The sequence below is a fragment of the Proteus sp. fly-1067 genome, from assembly GCF_040139345.1.
In the GTDB taxonomy this organism is placed as follows: domain Bacteria; phylum Pseudomonadota; class Gammaproteobacteria; order Enterobacterales; family Enterobacteriaceae; genus Proteus; species Proteus vulgaris_B.
The window spans coordinates 85,577-97,224 of sequence record NZ_JBEEUL010000010.1 but is presented as its reverse complement, the minus strand read 5'-3'; the positions used below and the strand labels follow the sequence as shown (position 1 = coordinate 97,224).

Below are 11,648 nucleotides of genomic sequence, written 5' to 3'. Positions count from 1 at the left end.
CGCCAAGCAGAGCTGAAAGCAGAGCAAGAGCGTTTAGAAGCGCAACGTATCGAACAAGAGCGTCTAGCTCAAGAAGCCGAAGCTCAACGCCTTGCGCAAGAAGAAGAAAACGAACGTCTCGCTATTGCGCAAGCAGAAGCTGAAGATATTGAATCTTTACGCGAAGAAGTGCTGGCAGATAAAGTTATTGAACAAGAAAAACCTAAAAGAGAAGGTTTCTTTAGCCGACTGAAAAAAGGCTTACTGAAAACTCGCCAGAACTTAGGTTCAGGATTCCTTGGCCTATTTCGTGGTAAGAAAATTGATGATGAGCTTTTTGAAGAGTTAGAAGAACAACTCTTAATCGCTGATGTGGGAATGGAAACCACGACTAAAATCATCTCCAGCCTGACCAAACACGCAACACATAAAGATCTTAAAGATGCTGAAGCCCTTTACGGCAAATTACGTGAAGAGATGAGCGAGATCTTAACGAAAGTTGATAAGCCATTAAATATTGAAGGTAAAAAACCTTTTGTTATTTTAATGGTCGGAGTTAATGGTGTGGGTAAGACAACCACAATCGGGAAATTAGCGCGACAATATCAAGCTGAAGGTAAATCTGTCATGTTAGCGGCTGGTGATACCTTCCGTGCTGCGGCGGTTGAACAGTTACAAGTTTGGGGTGAGCGTAATAATATTCCGGTTGTTGCACAACATACCGGTGCTGATCCTGCATCAGTAATTTTTGATGCGATCCAATCAGCACAGGCAAAAGGTGTCGATGTTCTTATTGCAGATACCGCAGGACGATTGCAGAATAAATCCCATTTAATGGAAGAGCTGAAAAAAATCGTTCGTGTTATGAAGAAATTAGACGAAGAAGCACCACATGAAGTGATGCTGACGTTAGATGCAAGTACCGGGCAAAATGCAGTCAGTCAGGCTAAACTCTTTAATGAAACTGTTGGGCTAACTGGATTAACATTGACTAAACTCGATGGTACAGCAAAGGGGGGAGTTATTTTCTCTATTGCTGATCAGTTTAGTATTCCTATCCGTTATATCGGGGTAGGTGAAGGTATTGAAGATCTACGTCCGTTTAAGGCCGACGATTTTATTGAGGCTCTGTTTGCCCGCGAGGAGTAGTTGTAATGATCCGCTTCGAACACGTCAGCAAGGCTTATTTAGGTGGAAGACAAGCATTACAGGGAGTTGATTTCCATCTTCGCCCTGGAGAAATGGCTTTTTTAACGGGTCACTCGGGTGCCGGTAAAAGTACATTGCTTAAGTTAATTTGTGGAATAGAACGTCCTAGTGATGGCGCTATTTGGTTTGCTGGGCATGATATTAGCAGATTGAAAAATAGTGAGATCCCTTTTCTGCGTCGTCAAATTGGGATGATCTTCCAGGATCACCATTTATTGATGGATAGAACGGTTTATGACAATGTCTCTCTTCCACTGATTATTGCTGGCGCAAGTGAAGAGGATATTAGACGCAGAGTTTCCGCAGCTTTAGATAAAGTGGGGCTTTTGGATAAAGCTAAAAATTATCCGATCCAACTTTCTGGTGGTGAACAACAGCGTGTAGGTATTGCTCGTGCTGTTGTGAATAAGCCAACGGTTTTGCTTGCGGATGAGCCAACGGGCAACCTTGATGGTGAGCTTTCAGAAGGCATAATGCGTCTTTTTGAAGAGTTTAATCGTGTAGGCGTCACTGTGTTAATGGCAACACATGATATGTCTTTGATTGAGCGTAGAAATTATCGAATTCTTACATTAGGGCAAGGCAGAATGGTGGGAGGACAAAATGGCTAAAGCAAAAAGTTCCCGTAAATCAATGCCAACGCCAGGCGCAAAAACCAAGGCGCTAAAAGGGGGAAGACGTGAACAATGGCGTTATGCATGGCGTAATACCATGGCTGATTTTTTACGCCAACCTCTTTCTTCCTTTCTAACGGTAATGGTAGTCGCCATTTCATTAACATTACCTAGCATCTTTTATATTGTGTGGAAAAATGTTTCAACTGCGGCAGAGCAGTGGTATCCCACTCCACAATTAACCGTTTATCTTGATAAATCTCTTGATGATTCATTGGCTGAAGCAACGATCAAAAAAATAGAAGCTTTAGAGAAAGTGGGTGAGGTGAACTATCTTTCACGGCAAGACTCGCTGGTGGAATTCCGTTCTTGGTCTGGCTTTAGCAGTGCATTAGATATGTTAGAAGAGAATCCATTGCCTGCGGTAGCAATTGTGACTCCTGTTATGGACCCAAGCGATCAACAATTGATGGTGAATTTGCGTGATACCGTGACGAAGATACCCGGTGTTGATGAAGTTAGAATGGATGATAGTTGGTTTGCTCGGCTCTCAACGTTGACTTCATTAGTAGGGCAAATTGCTTTGGTGATTGGTTCATTGATGGTTGTCGCCCTGCTATTGGTGATTGGTAACAGTGTACGCCTCAATATTTTCAGTCGTCGCGATACCATTAATGTTATGAAACTTATTGGTGCAACCGATGGTTTTATTATGCGCCCTTTCCTGAATTGGGGATTAATCCTTGGATTTATTGGCGCTGTGTTTGCCCTAATTTTTTCTGCTCTATTAGTGTGGAAACTTTCTGATGTGGTGACTCAAGCCGCAACGGTATTTGGGACTTCTTTTTCCATTTCAGGATTAGGGTTTGATGAGTCAATTATTCTTATACTCGTAGCGATGACTATCGGTTGGCTTGCTGCATGGTTGACGACAATGCAACATTTGCGTCAATTTACACCAGAATAACGAATTAGAGCTCTTTTATACTGCTCTTCTAAATAATGAGAGATATTTTTTATCAGGCAGGGTTACGTTAATATCGTCACCCAGCCATTTTATCAACGGCCCGTCTCTGGCATAATAATGCTCGCAATCTTTTCTAAGGCAAGCCAACGATCATGTTTGCCTCTGCATGGGAAAGTACAAAGATATGTAAACATAGATGCGAGATGAACCTTTAATCTTTATGCTGGTCAAATAGTCGTTATGATAAAAACACATCGTAAAAAACTTAACTGACTTCCTATTTAAGCTATATTTATAAGGCTCATCCGTTTTCCCTTACAGTAATAATCTTAATTATTTATTTGATTTTCATGAGGATTTGAATGACAAAAGAAATGCAATCCTTAGCATTGGTTCCGCAAGGCAGCATCGAAGCGTATATACGTGCAGCCAATTCCTATCCGATGTTAACCGCAGAGGAAGAAAAGGAACTCGCTGAACGGCTGCATTACGAGGGTGATTTGGATGCGGCAAGAACGCTTATCCTGTCACATCTGCGCTTCGTTATTCATGTTGCTCGCAGCTATTCTGGCTATGGTTTACCCCAAGCCGACCTTATACAAGAAGGCAATATTGGTCTGATGAAGGCGGTGCGCCGTTTTAACCCAGAAGTGGGTGTCCGACTGGTCTCTTTTGCCGTACATTGGATCAAAGCAGAAATTCATGAATATGTGCTACGTAACTGGCGTATCGTGAAAGTCGCGACTACTAAATCTCAACGTAAACTGTTTTTTAATCTGCGAAAAAATAAAAAACGCTTAGGTTGGTTTAATCAAGATGAAGTGGAATTAGTCGCAAGGGAATTGGGTGTGTCAGAAAGTGATGTCCGAGAAATGGAATCACGAATGTCAGCGCAAGATATGGCATTTGATATGACTGCTGATGATAGTGATGATTCACATCCAATTGCTCCAGTACTCTTCTTAGAAGATAAATCTTCAGACTTTGCCGACGGCATTGAGGAAGACAACTGGGATAATCATGCAACGGATAAACTGACGTCAGCAATTGAAACTCTTGATGAACGTAGCCAAGATATTATTCGTGCCCGTTGGCTAGATGATGATAACAAATCGACATTGCAAGATTTGGCGACAAAATATGGTGTATCTGCTGAACGTGTTCGCCAATTAGAAAAAAATGCGATGAAGAAATTGCGTTTAGCGATTGAAGATTAATCACATTTCAGACCATGTACACGCTCTCATAAAGTAGAGTATGTTATAAAAGCGATATGAAAATATCGCTTTTTTATTGCCTGGAGAATATAACGTGAAAATAGTTATTGCCCCTGATTCATTTAAAGAAAGCTTAAGTGCGAAAGAAGTTGCAACAGCAATAAAACAGGGGTTTTCACGCTATTTACCAGATGCGCAATATTATTGCATTCCTATGGCTGATGGGGGAGAAGGTACAGTCACATCATTGGTTGATGCCACTCAAGGGCGATTAATTACTACGCCAGTTTGCTCACCTTTAGGTAAACAAGTGATAGCAACGTGGGGTATTTTAGGCGATAACACTACTGCCGTGATTGAAATGGCACAAGCGTCGGGCCTTCATCTTATTCCATCCTCTCAACGTGATCCCAATTTAACGACCAGTTATGGTACGGGCGAATTAATTAATGCAGCTCTTGATATGGGGGTTAAAAAAATCATTTTGGGATTAGGTGGAAGTGCTACAAATGATGCAGGTGCAGGCATGATGCAAGCACTTGGTCTTGGTCTTAAAGATAAATTAGGCTCCTCTTTGCCTTTTGGTGGACTAGCATTAACACGGCTCCATTCTATTGATATCACAACTCTTAACCCTAAACTTAAGCAAGTCGAGATCGAAATTGCTTGTGATGTAACAAACCCGTTGTGTGGAGAAAAAGGAGCATCAGCTATTTTTGGTCCTCAAAAAGGAGCGACCAAAGACGATATTGTGCAACTTGATAAAGCCTTACGTCATTTTGGTACTTATCTTGAGAAAATGATGCAACGCAATCTTATCAATATTGCAGGAAGTGGTGCTGCTGGTGGACTTGCCTTGCCATTACTTGCCTTTACTCAAGCTACCTTGTCACAAGGTGTAGAGCTTGTTGCTAAGGCAGTTGAATTAGAAAAATATTTGAAAGATGCAGACTTAGTGATAACCGGTGAAGGTCGCATGGATAGCCAATCCGCACAGGGTAAAACACCTACCGGAGTGGCTAAATTAGCCAAAAAATATCGCCTTCCAGTCGTTGCATTGGTGGGCGGGTATTTATCTGATTATGAAGTTGTTTACCAACACGGGATTGATGCTGTTTTTTCTATTGTACCCGGCGTTTCCACACTTTCAGATGCATTAGATAATGCACAAAAGAATCTTAGTGAGACGGCTTATAATGTGGCTAGACTTTATACTTTAGCTATTCGTCATACTTCTTGACTGCGTTCATTCAAATTAATCATATAATTATGTATGCTCCTAGCGACTCGTTCACTTGTCACCTAGTTACACCTTGAATTATTTAGAATATAAAGATGAGATTGTGGTGATGGACTAAATTGATGTTGTACTAAAAAAGCATGTGCAACATCATATCCATTTTCTTCTGCGGATAAACTTATTGCTTGCCAATGAAAAATATCAGGGTATGCAGATAAACATTGTGTCAATAAATAATGCCCAACACCGCGACGACGAGTTACTTCTCTGACCATAAAATCAGTAATAATCGCTTTTTTACCCGATAATTTAACCCAGCAAGCAGCTAATAATCGCTCATTAAATCTCGCCACAAAGAGTACATTCTCGTTACTGATCTCATTTGCTAGAGCTGATTGATAACGTGTATCTTGCCAAATTTTACCTAAATCAATACGGTCTTGTTCAGAGAGTTGTGTCAGTTTTTCAATGGTTAATTTCATTAAATATCCTGTTAGTTTGCAGTTTGTTTTTTTTCTTTTAATGAAGACATTAAGGTCTTAATGGTGAAACACAATGCCAAACTCGTAAAGATCACACAAGAATAAAAGACATATTCATAGTTATTGTCAGTTACAAAATAGACCGAAATCATAGGACCAGTAGCCATTCCACAATAACGAATAAAGTTATAAATCCCCATTGCAGTTGCCCTCATCGAGCCAAAATGACTTGCTAATAATGTAGTGTGCGTTGGCATGGTTAAGCCCAAAGAAAGCCCATATAACACAGTTAAGCCAAGCATGACAGGTAGTGATATTTGCCAAAAGAGTGCAAATAACGTCAACATAATCAGATTGATACAAGAGGTAATAATCACACCATATTCAGCACTAAATAGATGGCAAATTCTACGGTAAAGATAGCTACCTAAGACAAGTGCAATCGACATAGGCATATATAATCCACCTATTTCAGTACTGTTAAGTTGATAGAGATGAAAGGCAATTAAGGGTAAGAAAACCAGTAGACAAAAATAGTTATAAAACACCATAAAACTCATGACAAATACAGATTTACCCTCAGGCGCTATAAGTACTTGCTGCATTGCTGATAAGCTTTTAAAGGTTTCTTTCTGTTCCGGACGTGTTTCAGGTAAATAAAAGAGATGTGTGATCAGTAATAGGATACCGATAACAGCCAAGAAAATAAAAATGCCTTGATATTGATAATGTTGCGCTAAATATCCACCTAATAAAGGGCCACAAGCAGGCGCTAGTGCTAATAGCATTTGATAGGATCCCATTGCTTTTGCGCGATCGTTTCCTTGATAAAGATCGCCAAGAATAGTTGCCGCAACCACGGGAATGGCAGCAATACCGATAGCTTGGATCACACGCCAAAAAATCAATAAGCTAATAGAGTCAGACCAAACACAACCCAATGCGCCCACAATAGAAATTGCTAATCCACTGAGTAAAATTGGTTTTCTTCCCCATTTATCAATCAATGAACCATAAAATAGTTGCATAACAGCCATAGCAAAAGTAAATGCAGATACCGTCAGATTAACCAGTGATAACGTGGTATTAAATTGCTGTTGGATCAAGGGAAGTACAGGGGTATAAATATTTTGCGCTAAAGAGCCTAATAATGCGCTAAAGCAAATGAGATAAAACAAACTACGGATTGATAATTTCATTTTATTGCCTCTTATTATCTATTTTGTTTCCATGGAAACAAAATAGATAATAGCGATATTTTGATTATTGTAAATACTTTTGGTACTATTTTTTTAAAATTTTTTCCAAGGAAACAAAATGGCAAAAGAGAATGTAACAACACAAGACTTGTTAAAAGGGTTAAGTGATTTTTTGCATCTTAAAGATGAATATGTCAATGAGGAGCATAAAAAAGTATTAGAAGAGAAGGGGTTAGAGAATTTTTCACTCACAGAGTTGCATGTTATTCATTGTATTGGTGAGGAGAGCATGAGAAATCTTACGACCATTAGTGAATATATGGCAATGACTCGAGGAGCTGTTTCAAAAATTTGTAGCCGATTACAAAAAAAAGGTGCGATTGAAAAAATAAAATTGGCAGACAATCAAAAAGAGATCTTTTTTATTTTAACCGCTCAAGGAGAGCTGCTTTTTCATGCGCATGGAGTATTACATCAACAATCTCAAGCAAAATGGTCAGCGTTATTTGAACAATATGATCAGCATGAAAGGCAAGCAATTAAACGTTTTTTTACCGATGTTACGGATCGTTTTCATCATTCGTAACCGATAAACCTGAAAAAAAACCCCCATACCATGAGATATAGGGGCAAGATCATTATTTCTTATCTGCTGCAATGCGATTACGGATATTATCAGCACGCTCTTTTGATGGTGGGTGAGAATCAAACATACTTGAATCACCACCCCCTAATTTTGCGAGCTTCTCAAAGCCTGTCACCAACCCTGCTGTATTAACGCCACGTTTTGTTAGCAGATCATAAGAGAAATTATCTGCTTCAGTTTCTTGATGTTGTGAGAATTGAGCATTAATTAATTTCTGACCCATTTCAGCTAATTGTGAGCTGCTTAATTGTGCTGCAACGCCACCTGCTGATGCTGCTGCGGTACGTGCTGCAACTGTTGCGTGAGCAACTTGAATTGCTTTACGGGTATGACCTAAAGCAACGTGACCCATTTCATGACCTAAAACGCCTTCAACTTCATTATCAGTCATCATGTCCATTAAACCACTGTAAACACGAACACAACCGTTAGCCATAGCCCATGCGTTCACATCTTTAGTCATGTAAACTTTGTAATTTACTGGAGTGCCGTTAACTTCACTACCTAACGCTTTAGCGATGTTATTTAAGCGTTTGGTGTAAGTGCTATTGGCTGGTGCGACTTTATTTTGAGCATCCATCTCTTTACATGCATCATTTGTTAGTGCTTTGATATCATCATCGCTTAATGTTGCTGCTTGGAAAAGTTGGGTTCCTGATTTAGTCAGCATATCGGTATTGAGGTTTTGACAACCAGAGAGTAGTGCTGCTGATACCATCACTGTAGCAAGTAATTTAATTTTCATTTTTTAATTAAGTCCTTTTCTGCTTGGCAGTTTATATAAGTGCAGATCAAATTCGAGCAGAAGAATAACAGTGCTTATCTATTAGCGCAATATAGGTGTTTTATGAAAAAATATTATCTCAATATATGTTTTTTCTTTTCTCAGCAAAAATGTATTATGATTTCTTTCCTTAACATGAGAAAAAAACAGATTAATAATTTTAACTTGCTTAAAAATAAGATAATTAATAGAAAAGCTAAGTTTAAAAAGATAAGCTTTGTTGGATAAATATTATATAAAACATTTAATTGAACTTACTTTAAGTGTAAGTGATGTTTTTTTATTTATTTGGAATAATATCAAAACAATACTGTATCTATTACGGGTTTTTATTTGTTTAATTCTGACAATTTTTATATTTTTGATATTTATTGCTTTGTTATAAATAAATAGCGATGCTCAACACATCGCTATTCAGATTAAACTGAAAATGAAGAAATAATATCAATATTTTATGAAACCATTAATTCACTGATGATCATAAAAGGGCGATTAATACGTTTTCCTGTTTGCTCATCAAAGAAATGTAGGTTTTCAGGATGAATAGTAAGACCTATTTTGTGACCAATATTAACACCATGATCGTTCGGTGCGCGAATAACAACAGCTTGTTTTTGTTTATCACAGGTTGTGGCGTAAATTAAAACATCAGCACCTAATGCTTCAATAAACTCAACATCCACATGAAACATAGGGTGCTGGTGGTTAATAAGTAAATGTTCAGGGCGTAAACCTAATTTAATCACTTGATAAGGAAGGTGTTGAGCTGAAACAGCAATGTGTCCATCAGCGACTTTAATCACACCATGATTAATGGGAGTATCTAAAATATTCATTGCAGGAGAACCCATAAAAGTAGCAACAAACACAGAAGCCGGGCTTTCATAAATATCTAGCGGTGTACCCACTTGCTCTATATTTCCTTGATTTAGTACCACCAACTTATCGGCTAATGTCATGGCTTCAACTTGATCGTGAGTAACGTAGATCGAAGTCGTTGAGAGTTTTCGTTGTAGCTTTTTTATCTCAAGGCGCATTTGTACACGTAATTTTGCATCAAGGTTAGAGAGTGGCTCATCAAATAAAAAGACTTTAGGTTTACGGACAATGGCTCTGCCCATTGCCACACGTTGACGTTGCCCACCTGATAGCTCTTTAGGTTTTCTATCAAGTAAATGGCTGATTTCCAGCATTTGAGCTGCATTTGTGACAAGTTCTTCAATCTTTGCTTTTGGTGTTTTTCGATTACGCAAGCCATATGCCATGTTGTTATAAACTGACATATGAGGATAAAGGGCATAGTTTTGAAAAACCATGGCGATATCACGCTCACTGGGTTCGTGTTCATTAACACGTAAATTATCAATGAGTAAATCACCTTGTGTAATGGTTTCTAATCCCGCAATCATGCGTAGTAATGTCGATTTACCACAGCCGCTAGGGCCAACTAATACCACCATTTCGCCTTGCTCAATAGAAAGGTTTAATTTTGAAATGGCTTGATGACCATTTGGGTAACGCTTTTCTAAATCGCTGAGAGTGACGGTTGTCATGTTATTTCTCCGTATCAATAAAGCCTTTTACAAAGGCTCTTTGCATCAGAATGACGATAAAGACAGGAGGCAACATCGCAATTAATGTGGTTGCCATAATTTTATTCCATTCAATAACACCATCGGAAACCGCAACCATCTGTTTGATACCCATCACAATAGTGTAATAGTGGGTATCTGTTGTGATCAGCATTGGCCAAAGATATTGGTTCCAGCCATAAATAAATGTGATAACAAACAAGGCGGCTATATTGGTACGTGAAAGAGGAAGTAAGATGGTGAAAAAGAATCGTATTGGGCCCGCGCCATCAATTTTGGCTGCTTCAATAAGCTCTGGGGTGATAGTAAGAAAGAATTGTCGAAATAAAAAAGTAGCGGTAGCGCTGGCAATTAATGGAACTGTTAATCCTGCATAAGAGTTCAGCATATTAAGGTTAGTAACAACCTCAAATGTCGGCATAATACGAACTTCAACAGGCAACATTAATGTAAAAAAGATAGTCCAAAAGGCTAGCATACGACCTGGAAAGCGAAAAAATACAACAGCATAGGCTGATAAAATCGAAATTGTTAACTTTCCGATAGTGATCACTAACGCCATGATTAGTGAATTCAACAACATGCTATTAATTGAAATCGCACTATTTTGTGTTGTGCCCGCTTGTGACAATAGCGTTTTAAAAATACCGAAACCTTCAGTACCGAACCAAAGCGGTGAACCTGTGGCAAATGCAGTATTTTGATGTGTTGTAGCAACAAACGCTATCCATACAGGAAATGCGACAGAAAGAATGCCAACAATGAGAATAAAGTGGCAAAAAGCGTGAAATAAAGGTCTGCGTTCAACCATCAGTAAGCCACCTTTTTCTCAACATAACGAAACTGGATCACGGTTAATATCGCGACAATAAACATTAAGATAACGGATTGTGCGGCTGAAGAGCCTAAATCTAATCCTACAAAACCATCGTTATAGACTTTATACACTAATGTTGATGTGCTACTTCCCGGGCCACCTTGTGTCATGGCATGGATAATGGCGAAAGTATCAAAAAAGGCGTAGGCAAAATTCACGACCAGTAAGAAAAATGTGGTCGGTGAAATGAGTGGAAAACTTATTGTTATAAAGCGTTTAATAGGTCCACTGCCATCAATAGCCGCCGCTTCTAATAGTGATTTAGGCACAGATTGTAAGGCGGCTAGGAAAAACAAAAAGTTATAACTCACTTGTTTCCATGTCGCAGTTAAAATCACCATCCACATCGCGTGATGTGTATTCAGTACGGGATCCCAATTAATGCCTATCTGTTTTAATAATTGGCTTAATACGCCAATCGTGGGATCAAGCATAAATAACCAAAGAAAACCCGCGATAACTGGCGCAATGGCATAGGGTGAAATTAAGATCGTGCGATAAAACAGTTTGCCTCGTAAAACTTGCTCGGCAATGCCTGCCAAAATAAGCGCAGATATCATAGAGAGAAAGACAACACTGGTGCTAAAAATCAATGTCGTGATTAAACTGTCAAAATAGTAACTATTGCTAAATAAACGCTGAAAGTTTTCGAGACCCACAAACTCACTACTCAGGCCAAATGCATCTTCTAATTGAAATGACTGAAAGAAAGCTTGCCCAGCAGGCCAAATAAAAAAGATAAGTGTGATAGCCAGTTGAGGAAAAATCAGCGCTAGGGGTAACCATTTTTGTTTAAAATAAATGGATTGAGAAGCCATACAGTATCCAGTAAATCGATAAAA

At 38.9% G+C, this 11,648-nt stretch carries 12 protein-coding genes; 6 read left to right on the top strand and 6 right to left on the bottom strand.

The window, feature by feature from the left end:
- From ftsY to ABN217_RS13875, 5 genes are all read left to right on the top strand, one after another.
- On the top strand, positions 1 to 1,128 hold a 1,128-nt coding region (gene ftsY / locus ABN217_RS13895; RefSeq protein WP_349439268.1), incomplete at its 5' end, for a signal recognition particle-docking protein FtsY.
- A 5-nt stretch (positions 1,129 to 1,133) separates the two neighbouring features.
- Positions 1,134 to 1,799: a cell division ATP-binding protein FtsE gene (gene ftsE / locus ABN217_RS13890; protein WP_023583735.1), complete on the top strand. Its 666-nt coding sequence runs from the start codon at positions 1,134 to 1,136 to the stop codon at positions 1,797 to 1,799.
- Positions 1,792 to 2,769, top strand: coding sequence for a permease-like cell division protein FtsX (gene ftsX, locus ABN217_RS13885; RefSeq protein ID WP_072069812.1), 978 nt, complete (start codon positions 1,792 to 1,794; stop codon positions 2,767 to 2,769). Before ftsE ends, ftsX begins: the two co-directional genes overlap by 8 nt.
- A 362-nt stretch (positions 2,770 to 3,131) precedes the next feature.
- Positions 3,132 to 3,986, top strand: a complete 855-nt coding sequence (rpoH, locus tag ABN217_RS13880) for an RNA polymerase sigma factor RpoH (protein ID WP_072069811.1) — start codon at positions 3,132 to 3,134, stop codon at positions 3,984 to 3,986.
- A 94-nt stretch (positions 3,987 to 4,080) separates the two neighbouring features.
- A complete protein-coding gene (locus ABN217_RS13875) occupies positions 4,081 to 5,226 on the top strand; it encodes a glycerate kinase (RefSeq protein ID WP_196554811.1) in 1,146 nt (381 codons plus the stop codon).
- A 62-nt stretch (positions 5,227 to 5,288) separates the two neighbouring features.
- Here ABN217_RS13875 and panM read toward each other — a convergent pair whose 3' ends face one another.
- Positions 5,289 to 5,708: an aspartate 1-decarboxylase autocleavage activator PanM gene (gene panM / locus ABN217_RS13870; protein ID WP_349459531.1), complete on the bottom strand. Its 420-nt coding sequence runs from the start codon at positions 5,706 to 5,708 to the stop codon at positions 5,289 to 5,291.
- Between the two features lie 11 nt (positions 5,709 to 5,719).
- Positions 5,720 to 6,907, bottom strand: coding sequence for an MFS transporter (locus ABN217_RS13865; protein WP_196554809.1), 1,188 nt, complete (start codon positions 6,905 to 6,907; stop codon positions 5,720 to 5,722).
- 118 nt (positions 6,908 to 7,025) lie between these two features.
- Between ABN217_RS13865 and ABN217_RS13860 the strand changes: the two genes are divergently transcribed.
- A complete protein-coding gene (locus tag ABN217_RS13860; protein WP_349459530.1) occupies positions 7,026 to 7,493 on the top strand; it encodes a MarR family winged helix-turn-helix transcriptional regulator in 468 nt (155 codons plus the stop codon).
- Between the two features lie 52 nt (positions 7,494 to 7,545).
- Here the strand turns inward: ABN217_RS13860 and loiP are convergent, their stop codons facing one another.
- The 4 genes from loiP to ugpA form a co-directional block, all read right to left on the bottom strand.
- On the bottom strand, positions 7,546 to 8,298 hold the full coding sequence (loiP, locus tag ABN217_RS13855; RefSeq protein WP_072069806.1) for a metalloprotease LoiP: 753 nt from the start codon (positions 8,296 to 8,298) through the stop codon (positions 7,546 to 7,548).
- 491 nt (positions 8,299 to 8,789) lie between these two features.
- Positions 8,790 to 9,890 carry a sn-glycerol-3-phosphate ABC transporter ATP-binding protein UgpC gene (ugpC, locus tag ABN217_RS13850; protein ID WP_196554807.1) on the bottom strand — a complete coding sequence of 367 codons (1,101 nt, stop codon included), beginning with the start codon at positions 9,888 to 9,890 and terminating at the stop codon, positions 8,790 to 8,792.
- 1 nt (position 9,891) lies between these two features.
- Entirely contained in the window at positions 9,892 to 10,740 is an 849-nt protein-coding gene (gene ugpE, locus ABN217_RS13845) for a sn-glycerol-3-phosphate ABC transporter permease UgpE (RefSeq protein WP_340894969.1), read from the bottom strand.
- Positions 10,740 to 11,624: a sn-glycerol-3-phosphate ABC transporter permease UgpA gene (gene ugpA / locus ABN217_RS13840; RefSeq protein ID WP_196554805.1), complete on the bottom strand. Its 885-nt coding sequence runs from the start codon at positions 11,622 to 11,624 to the stop codon at positions 10,740 to 10,742. The genes ugpE and ugpA overlap by 1 nt, the downstream gene beginning before the upstream one ends.
- Positions 11,625 to 11,648 lie beyond the last annotated feature (24 nt).

What these genes read in the sequence shown, in the direction of transcription:
- rpoH (WP_072069811.1), top strand. Translation starts at nt 3,132, where the DNA reads ATGACAAAAGAAATGCAATCCTTAGCATTGGTTCCGCAAGGCAGCATC.
- ABN217_RS13865 (WP_196554809.1), bottom strand. Translation starts at nt 6,907, where the DNA reads ATGAAATTATCAATCCGTAGTTTGTTTTATCTCATTTGCTTTAGCGCA.
- ABN217_RS13860 (WP_349459530.1), top strand. Translation starts at nt 7,026, where the DNA reads ATGGCAAAAGAGAATGTAACAACACAAGACTTGTTAAAAGGGTTAAGT.
- ftsX (WP_072069812.1), top strand. Translation starts at nt 1,792, where the DNA reads ATGGCTAAAGCAAAAAGTTCCCGTAAATCAATGCCAACGCCAGGCGCA.
- loiP (WP_072069806.1), bottom strand. Translation starts at nt 8,298, where the DNA reads ATGAAAATTAAATTACTTGCTACAGTGATGGTATCAGCAGCACTACTC.
- ugpE (WP_340894969.1), bottom strand. Translation starts at nt 10,740, where the DNA reads ATGGTTGAACGCAGACCTTTATTTCACGCTTTTTGCCACTTTATTCTC.
- ugpC (WP_196554807.1), bottom strand. Translation starts at nt 9,890, where the DNA reads ATGACAACCGTCACTCTCAGCGATTTAGAAAAGCGTTACCCAAATGGT.
- panM (WP_349459531.1), bottom strand. Translation starts at nt 5,708, where the DNA reads ATGAAATTAACCATTGAAAAACTGACACAACTCTCTGAACAAGACCGT.
- ugpA (WP_196554805.1), bottom strand. Translation starts at nt 11,624, where the DNA reads ATGGCTTCTCAATCCATTTATTTTAAACAAAAATGGTTACCCCTAGCG.
- ftsE (WP_023583735.1), top strand. Translation starts at nt 1,134, where the DNA reads ATGATCCGCTTCGAACACGTCAGCAAGGCTTATTTAGGTGGAAGACAA.